The sequence below is a fragment of the Clostridium thermobutyricum DSM 4928 genome, from assembly GCF_002050515.1.
Classification (GTDB): Bacteria; Bacillota; Clostridia; order Clostridiales; family Clostridiaceae; genus Clostridium; species Clostridium thermobutyricum.
On the sequence record NZ_LTAY01000111.1, the window covers coordinates 36,458 to 58,924 of the forward strand.

General features: G+C 26.4%; 22 protein-coding genes. 5 read left to right on the plus strand and 17 right to left on the minus strand.

Features of this window, described 5'->3' with window-relative positions:
• Nucleotides 1–32 precede the first annotated feature (32 nt).
• A complete protein-coding gene (locus CLTHE_RS16000) occupies nucleotides 33–1,388 on the minus strand; it encodes an FAD-binding oxidoreductase (protein WP_080024268.1) in 1,356 nt (451 codons plus the stop codon).
• A 239-nt stretch (nucleotides 1,389–1,627) separates the two neighbouring features.
• Between CLTHE_RS16000 and CLTHE_RS16005 the strand changes: the two genes are divergently transcribed.
• Nucleotides 1,628–2,965, plus strand: coding sequence for a DUF4317 domain-containing protein (locus tag CLTHE_RS16005; RefSeq protein ID WP_080024269.1), 1,338 nt, complete (start codon nucleotides 1,628–1,630; stop codon nucleotides 2,963–2,965).
• 84 nt (nucleotides 2,966–3,049) lie between these two features.
• Here the strand turns inward: CLTHE_RS16005 and CLTHE_RS16010 are convergent, their stop codons facing one another.
• On the minus strand, nucleotides 3,050–5,590 hold the full coding sequence (locus CLTHE_RS16010; RefSeq protein WP_423237267.1) for an ABC transporter permease: 2,541 nt from the start codon (nucleotides 5,588–5,590) through the stop codon (nucleotides 3,050–3,052).
• 12 nt (nucleotides 5,591–5,602) lie between these two features.
• Complete coding sequence (locus CLTHE_RS16015; protein ID WP_080024270.1) at nucleotides 5,603–6,304, minus strand: ABC transporter ATP-binding protein; 702 nt, start codon at nucleotides 6,302–6,304, stop codon at nucleotides 5,603–5,605.
• 214 nt (nucleotides 6,305–6,518) lie between these two features.
• Between CLTHE_RS16015 and CLTHE_RS16020 the strand changes: the two genes are divergently transcribed.
• Together CLTHE_RS16020 and CLTHE_RS16025 are read left to right on the plus strand one after the other, a co-directional pair.
• Entirely contained in the window at nucleotides 6,519–7,112 is a 594-nt protein-coding gene (locus CLTHE_RS16020) for a TetR/AcrR family transcriptional regulator (RefSeq protein WP_080024271.1), read from the plus strand.
• 134 nt (nucleotides 7,113–7,246) lie between these two features.
• Nucleotides 7,247–7,597, plus strand: a complete 351-nt coding sequence (locus CLTHE_RS16025) for a DUF6568 family protein (RefSeq protein ID WP_080024272.1) — start codon at nucleotides 7,247–7,249, stop codon at nucleotides 7,595–7,597.
• A 57-nt stretch (nucleotides 7,598–7,654) separates the two neighbouring features.
• On the opposite strand, the gene CLTHE_RS16030 is transcribed toward CLTHE_RS16025, so the two are convergent.
• The 7 genes from CLTHE_RS16030 to CLTHE_RS16060 all read right to left on the minus strand — a co-directional run bounded on the left by CLTHE_RS16030 (nucleotide 7,655) and on the right by CLTHE_RS16060 (nucleotide 15,682).
• Complete coding sequence (locus CLTHE_RS16030) at nucleotides 7,655–9,094, minus strand: FAD-dependent oxidoreductase (protein ID WP_080024273.1); 1,440 nt, start codon at nucleotides 9,092–9,094, stop codon at nucleotides 7,655–7,657.
• Between the two features lie 154 nt (nucleotides 9,095–9,248).
• On the minus strand, nucleotides 9,249–10,163 hold the full coding sequence (locus CLTHE_RS16035) for a DUF2935 domain-containing protein (protein ID WP_080024274.1): 915 nt from the start codon (nucleotides 10,161–10,163) through the stop codon (nucleotides 9,249–9,251).
• A gap of 147 nt (nucleotides 10,164–10,310) precedes the next feature.
• Nucleotides 10,311–10,652 (minus strand): DUF6054 family protein, encoded by a 342-nt coding sequence (locus CLTHE_RS16040; protein WP_080024275.1) that lies wholly within the window; start codon nucleotides 10,650–10,652, stop codon nucleotides 10,311–10,313.
• Nucleotides 10,653–10,777: 125 nt separating this feature from the next.
• Nucleotides 10,778–11,290 carry a DUF3189 family protein gene (locus tag CLTHE_RS16045; RefSeq protein WP_080024276.1) on the minus strand — a complete coding sequence of 171 codons (513 nt, stop codon included), beginning with the start codon at nucleotides 11,288–11,290 and terminating at the stop codon, nucleotides 10,778–10,780.
• Between the two features lie 278 nt (nucleotides 11,291–11,568).
• On the minus strand, nucleotides 11,569–13,491 hold the full coding sequence (gene bilR / locus CLTHE_RS16050) for a bilirubin reductase, long form (RefSeq protein ID WP_080024277.1): 1,923 nt from the start codon (nucleotides 13,489–13,491) through the stop codon (nucleotides 11,569–11,571).
• Between the two features lie 17 nt (nucleotides 13,492–13,508).
• A complete protein-coding gene (locus CLTHE_RS16055; RefSeq protein WP_002599192.1) occupies nucleotides 13,509–14,270 on the minus strand; it encodes an alpha/beta hydrolase in 762 nt (253 codons plus the stop codon).
• Between the two features lie 26 nt (nucleotides 14,271–14,296).
• Nucleotides 14,297–15,682, minus strand: coding sequence for an MFS transporter (locus tag CLTHE_RS16060; RefSeq protein WP_002599191.1), 1,386 nt, complete (start codon nucleotides 15,680–15,682; stop codon nucleotides 14,297–14,299).
• A 172-nt stretch (nucleotides 15,683–15,854) separates the two neighbouring features.
• On the opposite strand from CLTHE_RS16060, the gene CLTHE_RS16065 reads away from it, so the two are divergent.
• Complete coding sequence (locus CLTHE_RS16065) at nucleotides 15,855–16,688, plus strand: helix-turn-helix domain-containing protein (RefSeq protein ID WP_080024278.1); 834 nt, start codon at nucleotides 15,855–15,857, stop codon at nucleotides 16,686–16,688.
• 324 nt (nucleotides 16,689–17,012) lie between these two features.
• Nucleotides 17,013–17,087 carry a putative holin-like toxin gene (locus CLTHE_RS17200; protein WP_341456371.1) on the plus strand — a complete coding sequence of 25 codons (75 nt, stop codon included), beginning with the start codon at nucleotides 17,013–17,015 and terminating at the stop codon, nucleotides 17,085–17,087.
• Between the two features lie 52 nt (nucleotides 17,088–17,139).
• On the opposite strand, the gene CLTHE_RS16070 is transcribed toward CLTHE_RS17200, so the two are convergent.
• The 7 genes from CLTHE_RS16070 to CLTHE_RS16095 all read right to left on the minus strand — a co-directional run bounded on the left by CLTHE_RS16070 (nucleotide 17,140) and on the right by CLTHE_RS16095 (nucleotide 22,317).
• Nucleotides 17,140–17,574, minus strand: a complete 435-nt coding sequence (locus tag CLTHE_RS16070) for a DUF3021 family protein (RefSeq protein ID WP_080024279.1) — start codon at nucleotides 17,572–17,574, stop codon at nucleotides 17,140–17,142.
• 10 nt (nucleotides 17,575–17,584) lie between these two features.
• Nucleotides 17,585–18,022 (minus strand): LytTR family DNA-binding domain-containing protein, encoded by a 438-nt coding sequence (locus tag CLTHE_RS16075; protein WP_158082756.1) that lies wholly within the window; start codon nucleotides 18,020–18,022, stop codon nucleotides 17,585–17,587.
• Nucleotides 18,023–18,246: 224 nt separating this feature from the next.
• The gene (locus CLTHE_RS16080; RefSeq protein WP_004455718.1) at nucleotides 18,247–19,026 is read right to left on the minus strand and encodes a hypothetical protein; all 780 of its coding nucleotides are present in this window, start codon (nucleotides 19,024–19,026) and stop codon (nucleotides 18,247–18,249) included.
• 71 nt (nucleotides 19,027–19,097) lie between these two features.
• Nucleotides 19,098–20,795, minus strand: a complete 1,698-nt coding sequence (locus CLTHE_RS16085) for a recombinase family protein (RefSeq protein WP_004455693.1) — start codon at nucleotides 20,793–20,795, stop codon at nucleotides 19,098–19,100.
• Between the two features lie 141 nt (nucleotides 20,796–20,936).
• Nucleotides 20,937–21,419, minus strand: coding sequence for a hypothetical protein (locus tag CLTHE_RS16090; protein ID WP_004455709.1), 483 nt, complete (start codon nucleotides 21,417–21,419; stop codon nucleotides 20,937–20,939).
• A gap of 51 nt (nucleotides 21,420–21,470) precedes the next feature.
• Nucleotides 21,471–21,614: a hypothetical protein gene (locus CLTHE_RS16840; protein ID WP_004455699.1), complete on the minus strand. Its 144-nt coding sequence runs from the start codon at nucleotides 21,612–21,614 to the stop codon at nucleotides 21,471–21,473.
• Between the two features lie 187 nt (nucleotides 21,615–21,801).
• The gene (locus CLTHE_RS16095) at nucleotides 21,802–22,317 is read right to left on the minus strand and encodes a hypothetical protein (RefSeq protein ID WP_004455707.1); all 516 of its coding nucleotides are present in this window, start codon (nucleotides 22,315–22,317) and stop codon (nucleotides 21,802–21,804) included.
• Between the last annotated feature and the right edge of the window lie 150 nt (nucleotides 22,318–22,467).

Sequence of the window (22,467 nt, forward strand, 5' to 3'; positions counted from 1 at the left end):
TAATAAAATTCATTGTAATCTAATTAAAAATTTTAACTTTGTTCTTTTATTGATTGAGGATAATTGAATATATTATATGGATCATATTTTTCTTTTACACATCTTAATCTACATACATTTCCACCATAATATTTTTTCTCATAATTCATTAATGGACTATATGGAAAATTAACATAAGAACCTCTAGTTAAAATTTCTAGATAATTTAATCTATTAGCTACCCATAATTTATTTTCTTCTGCGTAAATTGGATTTTCCCATACTGATTGTATACTTATAATATAATTAGAATCTCTATAATAAAAGGCAGTTTCATGTTTACCTTTATCTTTTACTGCTCCACCTAACCCATAAAAAGTAACTGCTGCATAAACAGATCCTATAGTCTTTTCTTTAATCAAAGATGCTAATCTCAATAAATCACATTTTGAGTATATTCCATCTTCAAAACGTCCAGAAGTTTTGAATTTTTCACTTCTTGGATAAATAGATTCAACTTCTCTTATAGCTTGTAAAAAAGTTGTATATTCAAAATCTGCTTCAGCTTTTGGTAAAACTAATAAAGGTTCTAATATTCTTTTCAGCTCTTCTGGTTCTCCATAAAATAAACCTATAAAAAATACTGCTAATCCTTCATCTTCAGAATTATAAAAACTTGCCCTCATATTTACTCTTCTATCTAATGTTTGATATAAATTTTGAAATATATCCATAATATTAGCTTGTTCTGAAAGATTAGTTTTTGGATAATATATTTTAAATATTGTTACCTTATTTAACTTTGGAGGCAATTTAAAAGTTAATGAAGTAACTATTCCAAAATTTCCTCCACCTGAACCTCTTAGAGCCCAAAATAAATCACTATTGCAGTCTTTATTTGCAATAATTAATTTTCCTCTATAATCTACAACTTCAAATTCTAATATATTATCTATACCTAATCCAAATAATCTACAAGATAATCCCCAGCCTCCACCTAATGTAAATCCAGACAATGCAACAGTTGGACAAGTCCCACCTGGAAAAGGATATCCTCTTTTACCTAAATACTCATACATTTGGCTATTTTGAACACCTGCTTCTATTTTTACTGTATTACTAAACTCATCTATAGCTATTTTTTTCATTCTACTAACATCAATTACTATAAGATCATTGCCAATCGAATAACCTTCATAATTATGCCCTCCAGATCTAATTCTAAAATCTATATTTTTTTTAATGCAAAATTTTAATGCACATATAACATCATTTCTGCTTATACAATACAGTATTGCAATAGGATATTTTTGAATTGATCTATTCCATACTTGTCTATCTTTTTCATAATTTATGTTATTAGGTGTTACAACTTCACCTTCAAAACATAAATCTTTAAAAAATTTCATAATCATCATCCTTTGTACCATATATTTTTAATCATTTGATACTATTAATGTATGATAGAGAAAGCAATTAATTTCACATATTATTTATTCTAAATAATAAAATATAATATTTTTTTTATTAAAACTTCGCTATTGAATTAATGTAATAAAAACTTTAACTAATATAAAAAAAATACTATACTTAATAAAGATAATGTATTCATATTTAAAATAGAAATACTAAATTACGGGGGTTATATATGAGAAAAAAAGATATACTAGAATTAAAAAAACGTTTTAAAAAAGATCAATGCACCTTCAGTAAAATGTGTGGTTGTTATGTTAATGGAGAAAAAAATATTATTTTAAAATTTAGAGAAACTTTTCTAAATTTAGATGAAGATGAATACTTTAAATATTTAGAAATTGCTAAAAAAGTACTATCTGGAACTATTGATAATAATATTTTAGAACTTAAATTTCCACTTAATGAAGACCTTATAAATGAAAGACAAATTTCTCTTATGCAGCTTAAAAATAGCCAATTAAAAGATGATAATCTTCTTGATAATTTTTATAATATCATTATAAATAATTATGATTATACTGGGAATTTTTTAATACTTCTTTTCCATGATGCTTATGATGTTATTACTAAAACTCGTGATAATTTAAAAATAGATGAATCTGAAGAAGTATACGAATATGTATTATGTGCAATATGTCCTGTATCTCTTTCAGGGCCTGGTCTTAGATATTTTGAAGAAGAAAATAAAATAAAAGCTCGTATTAGAGATTGGGTGGTTGATCCTCCAACTAATGGTTTTGTATTTCCCGCTTTTATTGATCGTAGCGCAGATGTTAATTCTGTTATGTACTATACAAAAAATGCAAAAGATACACATCCTGAATTAATGGAAAATGTTTTAGGTTGTTATTCAAAACAAACTGTAACTATTCAAAAAGAAACATTTCAATCAATTATTAAGGATACTTTTAGTGCTGATGAAAAGAAAGCTGATAAAATTTTTTCAGAAATACAAGAAAACTTAAATAATATGGTAGATGAATATAATGCTATCTATGATGATACAGATTGCGAACCTATAAGCTTAACAAAAGATGATGTACAAAATCTTTTAATAGAAAGTGGAGTACCAGAAGAAATTACTACTAAAATTGAGAAATCCTATGTAGAAAACTTTGGTGATGATCTTCCTTTAGCTGAAAATTTAATTGATGCAAAAGTTCTTAAAGCTAATGAACAAAGAAAAAAAGAAGAAAAACTTCAAAAGCAAGTAGAAATACTTGAGTCTAGACTTGAACAAATTAAAAGAGAAACTGCAATAGATAGCGAAACTAATTTGTCTACAGAACTTAATGAAGATAATCAAAATTTAGAAGAAACTTCAGAAACTGATATAGAAGAAAACTTAGAGAATAATACAGATTCTCAAGAATATGACGTTATACTTAAAGTAAAACCTGAAAAAATATCTCAAATAAAATCTCAAGTAATTGATGGACAAAAATGCATAGTAATTCCTGTTAATGAAGATGAACAAGCTACTGTTAATGGATTAGATAACTTAATTTAATATTCAAGAATAAAAAAATAGCAACTTTTAAAACAAAGTTGCTATTTCTTGTTATCATAAATGATAACAATTTATAATAATATCCTATTCATTAGATTTTAAAGCATCAATCATATTAACATTTTTTAATTTAATATGCATTATAATCATAACTATTATTGAAAAAATTATAGTTATTAAAGCAGATAATATATAACTTAGAATAGAAATGTCAGGATACATCATCATATTATCAGTTTCTGCTGTATAAATTATATATATATGTAGCATTTTTCCTAAAGCTGAACCTGTAACTATTCCTAATAAAGTTAAAATAACATTTTCTCTTAGTATATACATTGTAACTTCATTATCAAAGAATCCTAAAACTTTTATAGTAGATAATTCTCTTATACGCTCTGACACATTTATATTATTTAAGTTATATAAAACTACAAAAGCTAAACATCCAGCTGATATAATTATTACTATCATAACTAAATTCATATTTGCTGTAGATTCTTCAGTAGCTTTTTGTATCTTAGATGTTGAAGTAACATTTATTATATTTTCACTCTCTAAAATTTTTGATGATATTTCATCTTCATTATCTATGTCTTTATTAAACTTCAATAGTTGTGTATTATATTCAGGTTTCTTTTTAAATATTTTTTCATAATAAGTTGGTGACATATAAATATAATGTCTAATATAATTTTCAACTATTTTATCTATCTTAAGTTCATAAGCATTATTTTTGTCATCTTTTATTGAAACAAAATCTCCAACAGAAGCATTTAAAAGTTTAGCTAATTTTTCAGTTATAATAATACCACTATCTGATATTTCATAAACTTCACTAGATTTTCTATCATTTAAAATTATAAAATCACTTATATTCTGTTTATATTCAGGTACATATAATGTTGCTTCTTGATTATTCATATTTTCCTTACTAAATATTACTGATTCTTGATGTAAATTCAAGTTATTTTCATAACCTGATAAATTTTTCAAAGTATCATAATATTTTTTATTTTCTTTATCTGTAGAATTTTCATCTTGAATTACCATAAAATCATAATTCCATAACTTTTCAAATTGCTTTTCAACAACACCTGAATTTGAATCCTTAAGTCCAAATCCTGTAACAAGTATTGCCATACACCCCGAAATTCCTAATACAGTCATTATCATACGCTGCTTATACCTGAATATATTTCTAAATGTAACTTTATAATTAAAGTTTAATTTTCTCCATAAAGGTGTTATTCTCTCTAAAAATATTTTCTTTCCTATTTTTGGAACTTTTGTCTTCATTAAATCTGATGGCTTATTTCTTAATTCAACTCTGATAACAAATAAACTAGCTCCAACAGTACTTAAAATTGATACTATCATTGACTGAATTATATATGAATTGTAATAATAGATATCTATTTTAGGTAGACTATATAAACTTTCATATGCATTACTAATTATTATTGGAAGTATAGTAGAACCAATTAATATCCCTAATATACATCCTGAAATACTCGCCAATGAAGCATATACTATATATTTTTTAGATATTTCTAAATCTCCATATCCTAATGCTTTTAAAGTACCTATCTCAACTCTATTGTCTTCGACCATTCTTGTCATAGTTGTTAAACAAATCATAACTGCTAATAAAAAGAAAAATACAGGTAAAACTGAAGCAATATTATCTAAACTATCAATTGAATCTTTATATCCTAAATATCCTGGATTATCAGTTCTATCAAAAACATAATACTCTAAACTATCTATATCTATAACTTTTGCTGTTTGATAATCTAAAGGCTTTTGATTAGGATTATCCATACTCTGAAGCATTTGTTGTGATAATTTTTTCTTTATCTCTTCTACTTTTTCTTTTTTTCTATCAGAATATATTTTCTCAAGATATTCATTATTTTCTTTCATTAAATCTTTATATTTATTACTATATCCATCAAGTCCTTGTACATTTTTAAATCTTACATATATCTCTGTATATGTGTCCATTGATATATCCGAACTATTTAGTACTGCAAAATAATCAACACTTCCTTTACCAACAGAAGTTATTCCTCTAGAACCTTTTTCTATATACATTGGACTTCTTACTATCCCAACTATCTTAAAATTTTTCTTATTAAAAGACTTAATTGTATCTTTATCAGTATCAATTATATATTCTTGTCCAATTTTTATATCTTTATTAATCTTTAATGCCTCTTCATCTATTGCTATTTCTCCACTTTTTTCAGGTAACCTACCTTCAACAACAATAAAATTATTTATATTATCTTTGTTGTTATATTCCATAAATTTCACTATATTACTTGTATTGTTAAGATTAACATCCAAACTGTGCGTAGCATAAAAGTCTAATATTTTATCATCATTTTTAATTAGTTCTATATCTTTATCATCTAATCCAAAATTAGATACTATTTTACTATCCATAAGTTTATATTCATTATATAAATTATTTATAGCTTCATTCATATCTGGTCCAGTTGACTTTATACCTGAGTAAAAAGCAACTCCTAAAAGAATAATTATTAATATTGAAGCAAATCTTGCTTTTGATGATAAAATTTCTCTTATTGTTAATTTGTTATATGACTTAATTCTCATAACTCTATACCTCTACCACTCAATTTTTTCTACTGGAAGAGGATTATTATTAATTTCAATACTTCTAACCTTTGCATCATTAATCTTAATAACTCTATCTGCTATTTGTGATATTGCAGAGTTATGAGTTATAACTATAACCGTTGTTCCCATTTTTCTACATGTATCTTGAAGTGTCTTTAAAACTTGTTTTCCTGTATTATAATCTAAAGCACCAGTTGGCTCATCACAAAGCAATAATTTAGGATTTTTTGCTACTGCTCTTGCAATAGATACTCTTTGTTGCTCTCCTCCTGATAATTGAGATGGAAAATTATCTTTTCTCTTATCAAGCCCTACTAATTCAAGAGTTTTATCTACATCTAATGCATTTTTTGATATTTGAGTAGCAAGTTCTACATTTTCTTTTGCCGTTAAGTTTTGTACTAAATTATAAAACTGAAATACAAATCCTACATCATCTCTCCTATATTTAGTAAGTTCTTTATTATTAAATTTAGAAATATTAGTGTTATCAACTATTATTTCTCCTTCATCACAACTATCCATTCCACCAAGAATATTAAGGACAGTTGATTTTCCTGCTCCACTTGGACCTAATATAACAACAAATTCTCCTTTTTCAATAGAAAATGAAATACCATTATTAGCTACAACTACTGTTTCTCCAACTTTATATTTTTTATATAAATTTTTAATATTTATATACGACATCTTATTCCCCCATAAACTCTATCTTTTATACATACTCATCGTTATTAAATAGACAAAATGTTCATTTAATAATATGATAATATTATAAATTATCAAAATTTACCAAACAATAATCACATATTTTCTTATTGTTATTAACTGTACACAATAAATAAATTTGTCTACTAAATAACATATAAATAAAAATTATCTAATTTAATGAAGGAGATTAAATATGGCAGGTATAAAGGGAAATCGTAGAATTTTATATACTAAAAAAATTATTAAAGAAAGTTTAATTAAACTTCTCGAAACTAGAGAAATTCATCAAGTTACTGTTACTGATATATGTAAAAACGCAGATATTAATAGAGGAACTTTTTATGCACATTATAAAGATGCTTATGATTTACTTCAATCTATGGAAGATGAATTATTTTCTCAAATTGTTAAGTATATATCTGAAACACCAGCAGAAAAATATTATGATTCATTACTACTTAAAGTTCTTGAATTAATTAAAGAAAATAAAGACTTATGCAAAATACTAATTTGCAGACAAGGAGATAATTCACTTTTAGATAAACTAATATTTATTGCTAATAAAGCTGATCTTGAACATATATATAATGCTTCAGATGAAATTAACAAATCTTATTCAAACTATTATATAAGGTATATTGTTGGAGGTTGTATTGCAATTATTCAAACTTGGTTAGAAAATGATTTACCTGAATCTCCTAAAGAAGTTGTTAAAATAATTAATTCTGTTAGTATTTTAAGCAATACCTATATTACAAATTCTAATACCAATCATTTATTCAAATAAAATATTTAATATGATATAAAGTTTTAGTTAATAATATAAATATATTTAAATCAATATTTTTGCTTAAATTACTATCAATTTGATGTAGTAATTTAGCTTTGATATAATATATAAAAAACCTAGGAGGAAAAAATATGATTGGAAATGATACATATAGAGAAGACGTAAGTTTATTTAAAAAAGTAGCTTCTTCACAAGCAGATGACCTATTATCTAATGAAGAAGTAGCTATTGTTTATATTGGTAGAGAGACTTGTCCATTTTGCCGTAAATTTGCTAAAAAATTAAGTGGATTATCTAATGAAATTAATAGAACTATTTACTATGTAAATAGTGAAGACTTTTCAGATGATGGAATTAGCTCATTTAGAGAAAAATATAATGTTGTAACTGTTCCAGGATTTATTGTTAGAAAAAATGGAGAAATTGAAGTTCGTTGTGATTCTTCACTTCCAGAAGATGAGATATTAGCTATGACAAAATAATAAAAAATAGTCTTAGATAAATTTAAAATATCTAAGACTATTTTTTTATTAAAATTTTTAATCCTCTACAATATCTTTAGTTGCAGGACTCCCTATTAATCTTCCCTTATAATCAAATCTTGATCCATGACATGGACAATCCCATGTTAATTCATCTGCATTCCAATGAAGTTGGCAACCTAAATGAGCACATTTTGTTGATACAATAAATGCTTTCCCCTCATTATTTTTATATACTCCAACTTTTTCTCCATTATATTCTACAATTCCACCATGACCATTTTTAATATGTTCTATATTACTACTTGGAATATATATATTTTGTGCAATAAAGTTTTTAGCTGTTTCGGCTATATCTTTAGCAACATTATTTATTGATAATGACAAATCAAATCTTTTTGGAGAAAATATTTCTGAAAAATCATTTTCTTCTCCTAATATCATATCAGATATTATCATTGCTGATACCATAGAACTTGTCATTCCCCATTTATTAAATCCTGTAGCAACATATATATTAGGGGTTTCATCAGAATATCTTCCTATATAAGGTATTCCATCTATAGTCATACAATCTTGAGCTGACCAATGATATATTTCCTTTGCTTTTGGATATAATTCTTTTGCAGCTTTTCTTAACTTATCATAGCTTCCGCCACTTTCATTTTCTCCTGTTCTTTGCTTTACTCCACCTAATAATAATAAATCTTTATAAGTCCTAAAAGAATAACCTTCTTCGTCAATATCTATATACATACCATCAATATCATTTGTATTTTTTAAAGCTAAAACATAAGACCTCTCTTGATGCATCTTCAAAAAATAATATCCTGGAACATTCATTATTGGATAATGTGTTGCTACAACTATATTATTTGCTGTTATATTACCTCTATTGGTAATTACTAAGTTTTCTTTAATTTCTAATGCTCTAGTATTTTCATAAATAACTAAATCCTTTGAAAGCTCTTTTAAAAATTTAAGTGGATTAAATTGTGCTTGATTATTAAATTTAACAGCTCCAGCAATTTTGAATGGAAGATTAACCTCTTCCACAAATTCTGCATCAATACCAACTTTATTTGCTGCTTCTATTTCTTCTTTAAGTATATCTGTTTCATTTAAAGAATAAACATATGCAGACTTTTCTTCAAAGTCACAATCTATTTCTCTTTCTTCAATAATTTCTTTGTACTTTTTTATAGCAAGTTCATTTGCCTTTGCATATTGTCTAGCCTTCTCTTCTCCAAATTCTGATATTAATTTATGATAAATTAAGTTATGCTGGGATGTTATCTTTGCAGTAGTATTTTTTGTATTTCCACTTGCTGTTCCAACTGCATCAATTAAAACTACACTTTTTCCTTTTTGCTTTAACATATAAGCTGTTAATATTCCTGCTATTCCAGCCCCAATAACTAAAATATCTGTTTCTATATCTTTATTTAAAACTTCTCTTTTTCTGAAATTACAATTTTCACTCCATACAGATTTCATAAAATCACCTCAAGCTTAGTATTCCATTTCTCAAATAACTTTTATTCCATATATTTATTTTGTTTTAAATTAATAATATTTAACCTTCCATATATTTTTCACAAAAAAAGATAGACTTTTTAAAGTCTATCTTTATTAATATTATTGAATTATATTATTCCTTTTCATAAGTTTCTAATAATCTAATATAATGATTTGATTCTCTTAATACATGATCTGCAAGAAGTGGAAGTATTATAGATCTTATTTTACAATTATAAATTCCTACTGTACCTGCTTGCTTAAAGTTTTTAAGTTTAATAGTTTGATTTAAAGTCTTATCAGTAACACTATCCATTGTGGCATCTGTCTTAGCTTGAGCTTCTTTAATTAATAATTTAAATTCATGAGCAAATTCATCTGCAGTATCAATCAATTTCTCTTCAGTAGGATCAAGTAATCCTCTTATAAATTGTGAATGTTCCATCATAATCTGATCCCAAAATAACTCTGTTTTTTTAGCATCTTTAGAATCAATGTCAACTCTATTTTCAAGATCATTTACTAATGAAAGATATAATTTTGCTTCACGCAATATATGCTCAATAAGCAATGGATAGTTAAGTGTGAATATCTTGCATGATAAAACATCTTCTAATACTCTCTGCTTAAAGTCAATAAGTCCTTTAAGAAGTTTTTGTGCACCTGCATTAAGCCAACCTACATATCCAACCAAATCCTCACTAACTTTAGGATCTACCCCACTACGTAATTCTGACTCTTTCTTAGTTATATTTGTATCTAGCTTTATACCTGTAAAGTCTTGAGTCTTCATCTCAGTTCCTAATGTAAAATCAGTTATAATTTCTCCAGAATCTAAAACTTTTGGCCTTATTGTCCCATAACTAACATCTACTGCTCTTGCTAGTAATTTCTCAAACTGATTTTTATAATGCTCTGCCTCTTTAGCTAAATTAGAGTTTTTAGGCGTAAACCCTGCCTCTAAAAAGAAAGAGTGTTCCTTCATTATTCTTGAAAAAAACAAATGTAATTCAAGTGATAAAATAACATATCTCTGATTGTTTATCATAATTACTCCTAAAAAATTTTTTACTACATTCTATACATTAGGATATTTATTAGTGATAAATATCAGATAATATGAGCTATTATCTTTTTATTTATGCTTTAAATTTCATAATAAAAATCATAGCAAATTATTATAAATAATTTAAATTTATTTTATTATATATTTTTTTAATATCTCTCTTGGAGCACTAGTAAATGTATCGCTTGCTCCCCAATCAAATCTAAATAATCCTTGACCACCACCAGCACCTATACAATGAACATGTGTAATATCATTAATATTGTTTATACATACTGTTAAAGTAAGTCTGTTTCCTGCTCTATAGAAATGTTTTTCATAAACAATTACAACCATAGCATGAACTTCATCAACTTTTACAGCATGATAATCTATTCTTTCTCCTGTAAAACTTCCACTCACTATTCCTTTATCTAATAACTCAACTACTTCTCTTAAGTCTAAGTTAACATTAAAATTATCCCCTGACATAATACATATCCCCCATAAAATATTTAATATAAATTTTCTTATTTTTATTCTATTAATACTACTTAAAAATAAATCTTCTTGAATTAATATTAGTATATTTTTGAAATTTATTCCATTTAATTATATCATTTTTTCTTAAATTCCTTATTATCTAAAATAATAATCTTTGACTTATCTTTTTTTGCTTCCTTTTTTGTATTATCCACAAGTTTTATAATATCCTTATATGATTTTTTAGCTCCTTTTACAAGCAATGGTACTCCTATAAAATCTAATTTTAGCCATCTAGAAAATAATCCCCCAAAAGTCATTGGTAATGAAACTGTTGGTGATGTATTAGAAAATATAATTTTCTCATTTAATAATTTTTGTTTATGAAGCATGGAAACCAAATTATATAATCCTGGAATTAAAACCTTTGATCTACCTCTACCTATAGAGTAGACATCATTTCCTTCTTTATCTCTACCATAATAAAAAAGCTCTCCACGATTTCCATATACTAATTTATTAAAGTTAGGTAAATTCAATATTTCATCCTTAGTCGGCTCTCTATTTTTATCTAGCCTTTCTAAATGATAAGCAATTGCCAGAATAGATGAATGAGTTCCTCCGTAACAATTATATATGTATACCATTAAAATCACCTAATTTCTTATTTTAATAATCGTAGTATATGCATTAAATGTTGTAATTAACCAATATTTGAATAGTTTTCATATAAAATCTCAATATTTTATATACTTATTCCTCCTACTCACTACATCTATTTATAAATTAATAAAATAAACATACTAGAAAGTACTAATAGAGAATTTAAAAAAACAAAATCCACTTTCCCATCAGACTTATCCTTGCTAAAAGTATTTAGCAAGTCAAAACTTAATGAAAAAGCGGATTATATTATATATTTAGGTTATATTTCATTAGCAGCATCATAAGCAGTTTTAATTGCATTTTCAATATCTGCTGCTTTATCTTTACAATCACCGATTTTAACAACTTTAATATTATTTTCTAATAATTTATCAACATCAAAACTATTAGGTCTAGCACCAACTGCCATTACTACATAATCACAAGGTATTTTAATTTTATTATTATTATTTTCGCAAATTATATATTCTTTATCTATTTTATTAACTTTATGATTTGTATAAATTTCAACATTATTTGTTTTGAAATTTTCCATTAGAGTTGGAAGTATTGTATTGCTTTCACCTTTAGCTATACTATTATCCATTTCAATTATAGAAACTTTATTTCCTTCTTGAAGACATAAAAGTTCAGCTACTTCACATCCTACCATTCCTCCACCAATAACAGCAATCTTACCAAATACTTGTTGTTCACCACTCAGGATTTTCCATGAATCACATACCATTTTTCTATTATAACCATCTATATTTGGTATAACATTACTTGCTCCTACTGCAACTAATACCACATCTGGATTTAAAGTTAATATATCTTCTTGAGTTACTTTTTTTCCAAGTCGTAATTCTACATTTTGAGAAATTACAGAATGAGTTAAAAATCTAATAGCTCTACGAATCTCATTTTTTCTAGGAGGAATACAAGCTAAATTTAATTGACCTCCTAAAGATGTATTTTCATCAAATAAAGTAACATTATGACCTTTTAAACTCGCTACACGTGCAGCCTCAAGTCCTGCTGGTCCTCCTCCTACTACTATAACTTTTTTCTTGGTTATAGCCTCAGTGATTTTTCGAGCTCCTTCATATCCATTTTCAGCATTTAATACACAACTTAAAAATTTACGATTTTGAATATTATCTGTACATCCCTTATTACAACATATACATTCACGTATATCCTCTAATTTATTCTCTTTTACTTTATTAACCCAATCTGGATCTGCAAGTAGAATTCTACCAAGTCCAATCATATCTACTTTATCAGCTTCTAGAATACTTTCAGCCATTTTAGGATTAAATATTCTTCCAACTGTACTAACTGGAATATTTACTGATTTTTTTATTGTAGATGCAATATCAACAAAGAATCCATAAGGCTGAACACCCATTGGAGGAATAGTATCTGCCATATTACCAGTATGGTTTGCTTGAGCTACATGAAGCATATCAACTCCAGCTTCTTCTAACCATTTAGCAAATATAGGTGCTTCATCTAAGCTTATTCCACCTTTACCTCTTTTAGGTGTAACAACTGAGAATTTATAATCAATAGGCATATCAGGAACAGCTTCTTTTAATGTTTTTACAAGTTGTAGAGCAAATCTTGTTCTGTTTTCTAAAGTACCACCAAATTTATCATTTCTTTTATTTAATATAGTACTGCATAATGAACCTACTAATCTATCACCATGTATTTGAATAATATCAACTCCAGCTTTTTGAGCACGAATTGCACAATTACACATTTTATCTATAATATCTTTTAGACTTTCTTCGCTAACCTCATTAACGAAATGCTGCATATCATGATGTAGTTTTGCTCTTACAGCTTGCATATCACCACTTGCAACCATCTTATTTATCTCATCACAGTCATACTCTGGATGAAATATCTGAACAGAAACCTTAGCTCCATATTTATGAATTGAATCACATAATTTTTTGAAACCATCTATTTGGCTATCATCATATAATTTTGGTGTAGGAGAGAAACCATTAATTGGAGAGACATCACCTATTACTATATATGAAACCCCACCTTTTGCTAATCTCTCATAAAATTCAATACTTTTCGGAGTTATACTCCCATCTCTACCTTCATAACCAGTAGTTAATGGAGGAAACATAACTCTATTTTTTAATGTAATATTTCCTATATTGATTGATTCTAAAAGTTTCATATAAATTCCCCCTAATTTTATTTGTTTTTAATTGATTTGCAAAAATTAATAATTGCATCCTCACATTCACTTTTAGCTTTTATATTTGCAAAATTATGATCTCCACCTTCAATTTGTATATATGTTGTCTTATTATTGTTATAACAATTTAAATAAGCCTCACAAGTACGATTATCAACTAATTTATCTTCAGTCCCTCTTATAATTAGAACATCTTTGTCATAACCCATAGAACTAGAAAATGGCTCATAGTTATATAAATCATAATTAAAATCAATATTAAATTTTAAACCTTCCATATTAGCATATTGTATTGATTTATTTTTCAGCTCATCTGCACGCTCTTTACAGCCATACCACATTCCAGCACCAGGACTCATCAAAATTAGAGCAATTGGTTGTATCTTTGGAGCAACACATGAAGCTACATAACCACCCATACTATGACCAGATAATATGATTCGATCAGAAGTTGTTATTTTAGAATCAATTAGCCAGTTATATATATCAATAGTATCTTCTATAAGACCAGTAAAAGTCATTTCTTCAAATTCTCCATCACTTTCACCACAACCATAAAAATCAAATCTAGCACACCCAAATCCATTAGAATCAAGAACTCTTGATAAATGAGTATGAGCATATTTATATCCTGACATACTTCCTCCAAATCCATGAAGATTTAATACTATAATAGGATTTTCTATATTATCAGGAAGGGTAATTACACCTCTTAATGTATTATTTTTACGATTTTTTATTTCTATTAATTTAATCATTATTATTCTCCTAAATTAAGTATTCTTTATATTTTTTGTTTTACTTTATAACTCTTCTCTATATTCTTTCTTTTAATTGATAACTCTTCTAACATCTCTTGAGTTTTTTTCTTACCTAAAGGATATATAAAGAATAATGCTAATATTGCTATTAAATATCCTACAGAATAAATTCCTGTATAAGATTTCCAAAGCTTTGAAACAACTTCTGCAGTTTGTGTAGAAGCATGTACATTATATCCTATAAATGCAAGCATAAAACTACTTAAACTTGAGCTTAAAGCAGCAGCAAGCTTTCTAAAGAATGAATATGTGGAATAAATTATACTTTCATTACGAGTTCCAGTTTGTAACTCTTGATAATCTATTGAGTCATTTACCATAGCCCAAATTAATATTTGGAAGCCAGAAGCCCCTATATAGCAAACTCCATTGATCACTATAAACATTATAGGGTTACTTATTGGGAAGAAGAATAAAACTCCATATACTATTACAGCAAAACCAGCTCCATACATACACCATTCTTTTTTTCCGAATTTATTAGCAACAAATTTAGTACCAACAAATGTAATTATTGAATAGACTGTACTTAGCATTCCTGACACAGCCATGATTTTTACATTACCAAAATAATCTTTAAATAAATAAGTATTTAATCCATTAACAACACTAGCTGATATCATACCAACTAAACTAGCAATTATAACTCCTAATAAAGCTTTATTTTTTGAGATATTTTTTAATACTTCAAAGTAATTAAATTTTTCCTTTTCTACATGAGGTAGCTCAACACGCTCTTTACACCAAACAGATGTAATCTGTAGACAGAAAACGCTTACACAGGCGCAAATAATAGCTAATAATAAAAAGTTTGAAGGCACAGGTACATTATCTTTATATAAAAATAGTGGACCAACAATAACTATAATAGTCATAAAAATAGTTCCGCCTAAACTTCTATATCTTGATAAATCTGTACGATGATTAGTGTCATCAGTCATAACACTTGATAATGATCCAAATGGAACGTTTACACAAGTATACATAGCTTCATATAGAACATAAGTAATTAAAATATAAGCTAACTTTAAACCATAATCTAAATTAGAAACGTTTAAAAAGCCAATACACATTAATATTGCACATGGTATTGAGAATGCGCGAATCCAAGGTATAAACTTTTTACCAGCTTTTGCTTTACGAGAATCTATAATAGCTCCAATTATAGGGTCATTAATAGCATCCCAAAATTTTGTTATTAACATTATTGTTCCTACATGAATAGGATTAACCTTTAGAACTAATGTGTAAAATACTGTTAAAAACATAGCTCTAAATTGTTCGGTACAGCAACACCCTAGGTCCCCCAAAGTATAACCAATCTTATCTTTCATTGAAAAATTTCGCATAAATTCCACCCCTTGATATTGATAAAAATAAATAATAATTCCTCTAATAAAAGCTTTAATATTTATTTGTATTTTTATTATCTCATATTGTAAAATTAAATTATACTCATAAATTGATATAATATTAACAAAAATTGATATATTTTCTAGTAAGTTATGAAAGGGGAGATTAATGATTAATAAAAAAGATTACTTCGTAAGTGAAATTAAATTTAATAATATAACAAGCAAAAAAATTAAATCAAATAAATATTATAAAATATTATTTATATTTTCAGGTGATTGTTATGTAAAATTAGATAACAAATATCAAAGATGTAGTACTGATAATATTATTTTAATAAGTCCTAATAATGATATTGATATAGAGTCTAAGTCAAAGCAATCACTTATAATATATGAGCTAGCAATAACAATAGAATTACTAAATAAATTATCAGATGAAGAAGTAGATCTAGTTAGAAGTTTTAATACTGTTCCTTTTAAATGTACAGTAATAGATGCAAATACAGAAACTACTATGCTAATAAAAAATATATTAAAAAAACTTGTGCACTTAAAAGAAGAAGTTCATGAATTTGCTAATAACCTATATATTAAAAATATGTTATCAATAGTTTTAGTTCTAATACTAAGGTCATGTATATATGCAGAACCAAAACAAAAAATAAAAAAAAGTAAGCCATTTTTAATTGATGATATTTTTTCATATATTAACACTCACATTACAGAAGAAATTTCTCTTGATCATCTTGAAAAAGAATTTTATGTTAGCAAATTTCATATATCAAGAGAATTTAAAAAAACTACAGGTTTAACATTACATCGTTACATAGTAAAAACTAAATTAGATTTATGCAAAAAACTTATAGAAGAGGGAATGCCTATAAAAGATATTTCTCATATTTGTGGAATAGGAAGCTATAATAATTTATTCCGTACTTTTAAAAAAGAATTTGGGGTTACACCAAAAGAATATTATAATGAAATAAAAAAATATAAATAATAATATTTAAATATGTATACTAGTATATTTAATAATATAAATGCATTTGTTGTAGAATAATTTTTTATACTGAAATAAACAAATTTTTTTGGTAAATAAAAAGAGTAGATTTAACTCTACTCTTATAAAACTTTATTAATAAGTCTATTAGAATCTTCGATATTCTAACAGAAACTATATTTTAGTATATTGGTCATTTGTAGTTCCAGTATTTTATATACTTGTTAAACTTCTTGAGTCATTAATTATTCTTAGATATTTAACACTTGAATGTGTGCTACTGGTATCACTCACCTTTCTTATGAAGGAGATGACGATGATTTAATGTTACTATTTACATCAGGTATATTCTTAATAGCATTACTAACGTTTATAGTGTTACTTATAGAAAAAATCTAAAAAAAATAGTAACCCCATATCGCAATTGGAAAGTACTATTTTTTATATTGTTCTAATCTTTTATCTTCTGAATAACTTTAAGCCTTTCATTTATCATTTTAACATCTGTTTTATTTTCACTAATAATAAAAGTTAAACAAATAGCTGAAACTATAATATATAATGAAATAAATATTGCTTGTAGCAAATAATCTTCATTTAATATCCCTAAATACATAATACTACCCTTTAAAATTAATAAAGTAATTATTAAATGTATAACTCCTTTTGCTAATAAAGACATATTTTTCACACTAAAAATTATTGTACTAGATGAAATAATAAATCCCGCTCCCATAATTATAAATGTATATTTTATAATTTCACTTATTTGTATTGTTATTTGGTTTATTCCTGCCATAACTAATACTCCTAACATCATACTAATAATAGCAACTAAACTTAGTATTGCACCTACTAATCCCTTTTTAAATATTATTTTTATCATCTAACTCACCTCATATATCTAATATCTTTTTTACCTTTTTCAAATATCTTCTTGATATATATTCTTTTTTCCCATTTTTAAAATTAATCGTTATCATGCCATTAATAGTAGCTTCTAAATTTTCTATTTTATAAATATTTATGATAGCTGAATTAGAAATGCGTACAAATCTATTTTTATCAAGAATTTCTTCCAATTCATATAATCTATGCTTAACTCTATATATTCTATCTTTTGTGTGTGCATATACTTTTTTATTTTCTGCATAAATTGAATATATATCATTAATATTTAATAAATATGTTTTTTCTTCTATATAACCATTTAGTACAGTTTTTTTCATTCGTAAATTATCTAATATAGACTTTAATTTTTCATCTTCACTTGGTGTATATATGTCTATAAAAATCTCATCTAGTTTTTTATCTATATTTACTTTTACTTTCACTTTGCACCTCCTTACTATCATTAGTATATATAGTTATTTATCCCTTGAATACATTATTATGATAAATGGTATTAACTATAAGATAGATGGTTTATATATTACTTATGATACAGTATTTTCACTTATAAAAATAGCCTTAGGTATGTTATTTCAACACCTAAGGCTATAAACCGCATTTATTTATGGTAAGGTTCTCCGTATCAGTATTAAGTGAGGTTTTTTTTCTATTTTAGTACCTCTATTAAATCTTCTAATTCTGTATACGGCATCTTTGATAACTCCATTAAATTATATAACATAGCTCCCATACCTTGAACTCTAATATCAGCTGGCGCTATATATGGCATTTCTAAAATAACACTACCATTTCCACCAACTAGCCCAATATTATACAATTCAAGTGTATCCTGTAATACAGATATCAAAGTACATCCACTTACTCCACCATTCGTATAGTCTTCTTTTCTTAATATCTGAATTGGTAACTGCTGATTTATAGCAAATAAATTTATTAATTTTATTTGTCTATAAGTTAACCTCTTTGATATATTAATTAATTGATTAGCTTGTTCCCTACTTATAGTTTTATCAAATGCAATATTAGCTACTAAATTACCATAATACTTTAGCTTTTTTTCTTCATGTTCTCTTTGAGCTGAAAACATTATACCCTCTACAATTTCATCAGCTGTTGACCTATTAGTATCATCATTCTCAAAAAATCCATCATCTCTTAACTTCTTACCACTTTTTATATTTTCATCTATTTTCTCTAACGCATATGTAGCTGTTGCTCCTATTTTATTATTCTCTCTTTTTGATAATACCCTATTCTTTATTTCTGAACCTAGCTTTGAAAATACTTTTTCTACAGCTTTTCCTCCTGCTATCCCAAGCATAGCTCCTGCTGGTCCAGCAACAACTCCGCCAATGACTGCACCAGTAGTTGCTCCAGTTATCTCTGAACCTGATTCTATCAAAAATTCAATCATCTCATCTTTCATTCTACAATACACTCCTCAAAATAATTAGTATTAATATAATTATACTATATTAATGCTAATTGAATAATAATCTATATAACAACATCTAAATTCAATACCTTCAATCCAACATTTATTAACATAAAAGAAGAAGGAATACCTTTAATAGGTACTCCTCCTTCTTTTACTAGATATTCAACTAGCTTATCATTTATATTAAGTTTTATTGATTCTATTTCTCTTGATTCATTCATCGTTATTTCAGATATTATCATATGTAGTAACTTTTTCTGTTGCTCTCTACTTACACTACTATTTAATATCTTACTGAAATTCATAAGTATATCTTTAATGAACTCATATGGTATCTCTTCACTTACCTCCTCAGAAATTGTGTTTAGTAACGGCTTCTTTTCTTCTTCTAAAATTCTGATTTTCTCATTTAGTTCATTCTTTCTAGTTTGAAACTCCTCTTTAGTTAAAATGTCATCCTCATATGCTTCAAAGATTTTTCGTTTTCTTTTGTCCAGTTTTTCTAGCTCTTTATCTATGTCACCTAACAATCTTTTAGCTGGTTTAACTTTATCTTTTCTTTCCTTATTAATATTTTTAACAACTGCTTTAATCATTGCTTCATTAGATACTAATTCTTCAATCTTTTTAAACACATATTCATTAGCTTTATCTACTCTTATTGTATTACTATTACATACTGAAGTTCCTTTATTCTTCCAATTACCACAACAGTAATAAGCTATTCTCTTTTTACTACCATCTGCTAATGTATTGGTTGTCCTAGAAATCACCATGCCAGCTCCACACTTAGGACATCTTAATATCCCTGTTAATGGATATTCTCCATCATATATTCTTGAAGGCTTTCCTTTCTTGCTTTCTAAAATTAATTGAACTTTATCCCATAGCTCTCTATCTATAATAGCTTCATGCTTTCCTTTAACTCTTATTGGATTAGGATTTATATTTCTTCTTCTTTTTTCACTCCAATTTTGTCTTACATTATATCTTATTTCTCCTATGTATACTGGATTAGTTAGTATATCTCTTATACTTCCTACTGAAAAATCATTTCCTTTCTTAGTTTTATATCCTAACTTATTTATTTGATTAGTTATAGCTTTATATCCTTTTCCTTTGCTATATTCATTAAAAATAAACCTTACTATTTCAGCTTCTTTTTCATTTATTTTTAGTTTATTTTTTCCCTTTTTTTCTTCTTCTGGTGAATTATTAGGTACTAAGTCATATCCTAAGACTCGTCCACCGCACCAATTTCCAGATTTTGCCTTTGCAATCATCCCCATCTTAACATTCTGTGCAATAGTCCCCCTTTCAAACTCTCCTATTAAAGCCATCATTTGAAATTGCATTCTTCCTGCTGGTGTATCTGTTTCAAAAGGTTCTGAATAAGATTTGAATGTTATATTGTTTTTCTCTAATAGATTTACAATCTTTAAAACATCTTCTAACTTTCTACTTACACGGTTTATCTTCCAAGATATAACCATATCGAACTTTCCTGCTTTAGCATCACTTAAAAGTTCTTTTAATGCTGGTCTATCTTTTATGTTTTTTCCACTTATTCCTCTATCAGAATAGCATTTATAGATTACATATCCCATCTTCTTACACCATTCTTCTAGTAATCTTTCTTGTTCATCTATACTGTAACCGTTCTCAGATTGTTCTTCAGTACTCACCCGGCAATATATGGCAATTAATTTCCTTCTTTTCTCAACTTTTATATCATTAACCAATTTCTTAAATCCCATAGAACTCCTCCTAATCTCTAATCAAATTTATAATATATACTTAACTTTTATTTTTATATCATTTAAGAATTAGATTATTTAGAAGTTACCCACTATAGGATAACTTCTAAATCTTTATTAATTTTTAAAGCTCTATTCTGATTAAAGCAAATCTACCTTGTTATTTATGTACTCCATGCTCATCATGTTGTTTTTCTCCATTTCTGAATATCTCTCTTCTTTTAACTTTCTGTCATGTTCTATAATAATTTCACCATCTTCGATATTATAAACATTAGTAACATTCATATATTCTCCACCATTTTTAATTTCAATTTTTAATTCTATTACAACTTCAGCACCTATTAATTCATTCATATTAAATTTTTCATACTCATCATATACATTAAAATCACTTCCTTTAATAGCTTTAATTAATTTATAAAATAAGTATGTAGTCCAAGGGGCTATAAGCATGTATTGTTTTATTGATGTTCCATTCTCTATTTCAAAAGTTATATATCCTTGCTCAAAAACTTTACCCTTAACAATCTTTTTGTCATTAAATTCACAGCTTACTATTTTACATTTCTTATATCCTTCTTCTATTTTTACACTTACTCCATCTTTCTTTATGATTGCCATATTTATCTCTCCTTTTATTTTTCTATTTTCTGCTTACTTATTGATTATTTTTTATTGATTATTTTCTTTAATCCAATTTATGAACCATTCACTATTCATTATTTCTTCTTGTTCTTTTATGCTTGTCCTATTCTCACATATTTGAATTATTGAATCTTCTAATCTTATCTTTTCTATTTTTCTATTGCTCTCCATTATGTACTCCTCCTAAATCATTTAATTTCACTAAGCACCGAACTATATAAGTTCAATGATTAGTAGATTTTCTAATTTTCTTCTACCCCATCTATTTTTGAAGCTATTATGTATAGGCTTAGTATCTCTGTTATTGCTTCAACTATATCGTCTATTGTTAATTCATTCATATGTTATTACCTTCCACTTAATCTATAGTTATTATCGCTACTTTATAATTTTCGTATGTAGTATAATTAACTTCTGAAAATGTAATTGAAGTTCTGTTGCTAAAATCTAATTGATACATTTCGGTTAGCTCATTTACTATACCAGCAGAATATATAGTCCCTTTTGTTTTAGAGTATTTTATACTTAAAAAGTTTTGATTGTCTGGTAATCTTTCTCCTACAGCAATTGCATTATCTGAACATGAAATTAGTATTTTAGGTGGATTACCTAACTCCTCCATGACATTATTTGAAAAGACAATCCTTTTACCACTTTTTTCAGTATTTATTATAGTAGCTACTCCTTGATTGATTTTTATTACACTTTTCTGTTTAGACTTAGAAGCCTTAAAGTTTTCTAAATTGTACTGTTGTTCTTGGGTTACTTCTTCAATTTCTTCTACTGTTTCTTCTATTGTTTCTTTGTTTTCATATTCTTCTCTCATATTTTCATATTTAACCTTCGGTTTTGACCATCTTTTTACTACTGCCATTTTTTAATCTCCTTTTGCTTATTACTTGATTTATTCATTACCTCACTTTTAGGACTCACTCAGTCCTTTTCTCAGTCTCTTAGTCTCAAGTCTATTCTATTGATTTATGTAGTCTAGGACGTATGGACGCATATGTTACCACCTTCTTTC

Excerpts from the sequence above, each read along its gene's own strand:
- CLTHE_RS16000 (WP_080024268.1), bottom strand. The coding sequence starts at position 1,388 with ATGAAATTTTTTAAAGATTTATGTTTTGAAGGTGAAGTTGTAACACCT.
- CLTHE_RS16005 (WP_080024269.1), top strand. The coding sequence starts at position 1,628 with ATGAGAAAAAAAGATATACTAGAATTAAAAAAACGTTTTAAAAAAGAT.
- CLTHE_RS16010 (WP_423237267.1), bottom strand. The coding sequence starts at position 5,590 with ATGAGAATTAAGTCATATAACAAATTAACAATAAGAGAAATTTTATCA.
- CLTHE_RS16015 (WP_080024270.1), bottom strand. The coding sequence starts at position 6,304 with ATGTCGTATATAAATATTAAAAATTTATATAAAAAATATAAAGTTGGA.
- CLTHE_RS16020 (WP_080024271.1), top strand. The coding sequence starts at position 6,519 with ATGGCAGGTATAAAGGGAAATCGTAGAATTTTATATACTAAAAAAATT.
- CLTHE_RS16025 (WP_080024272.1), top strand. The coding sequence starts at position 7,247 with ATGATTGGAAATGATACATATAGAGAAGACGTAAGTTTATTTAAAAAA.
- CLTHE_RS16030 (WP_080024273.1), bottom strand. The coding sequence starts at position 9,094 with ATGAAATCTGTATGGAGTGAAAATTGTAATTTCAGAAAAAGAGAAGTT.
- CLTHE_RS16035 (WP_080024274.1), bottom strand. The coding sequence starts at position 10,163 with ATGATAAACAATCAGAGATATGTTATTTTATCACTTGAATTACATTTG.
- CLTHE_RS16040 (WP_080024275.1), bottom strand. The coding sequence starts at position 10,652 with ATGTCAGGGGATAATTTTAATGTTAACTTAGACTTAAGAGAAGTAGTT.
- CLTHE_RS16045 (WP_080024276.1), bottom strand. The coding sequence starts at position 11,290 with ATGGTATACATATATAATTGTTACGGAGGAACTCATTCATCTATTCTG.
- bilR (WP_080024277.1), bottom strand. The coding sequence starts at position 13,491 with ATGAAACTTTTAGAATCAATCAATATAGGAAATATTACATTAAAAAAT.
- CLTHE_RS16055 (WP_002599192.1), bottom strand. The coding sequence starts at position 14,270 with ATGATTAAATTAATAGAAATAAAAAATCGTAAAAATAATACATTAAGA.
- CLTHE_RS16060 (WP_002599191.1), bottom strand. The coding sequence starts at position 15,682 with ATGCGAAATTTTTCAATGAAAGATAAGATTGGTTATACTTTGGGGGAC.
- CLTHE_RS16065 (WP_080024278.1), top strand. The coding sequence starts at position 15,855 with ATGATTAATAAAAAAGATTACTTCGTAAGTGAAATTAAATTTAATAAT.
- CLTHE_RS16070 (WP_080024279.1), bottom strand. The coding sequence starts at position 17,574 with ATGATAAAAATAATATTTAAAAAGGGATTAGTAGGTGCAATACTAAGT.
- CLTHE_RS16080 (WP_004455718.1), bottom strand. The coding sequence starts at position 19,026 with ATGAAAGATGAGATGATTGAATTTTTGATAGAATCAGGTTCAGAGATA.
- CLTHE_RS16085 (WP_004455693.1), bottom strand. The coding sequence starts at position 20,795 with ATGGGATTTAAGAAATTGGTTAATGATATAAAAGTTGAGAAAAGAAGG.
- CLTHE_RS16090 (WP_004455709.1), bottom strand. The coding sequence starts at position 21,419 with ATGGCAATCATAAAGAAAGATGGAGTAAGTGTAAAAATAGAAGAAGGA.
- CLTHE_RS16840 (WP_004455699.1), bottom strand. The coding sequence starts at position 21,614 with ATGGAGAGCAATAGAAAAATAGAAAAGATAAGATTAGAAGATTCAATA.
- CLTHE_RS16095 (WP_004455707.1), bottom strand. The coding sequence starts at position 22,317 with ATGGCAGTAGTAAAAAGATGGTCAAAACCGAAGGTTAAATATGAAAAT.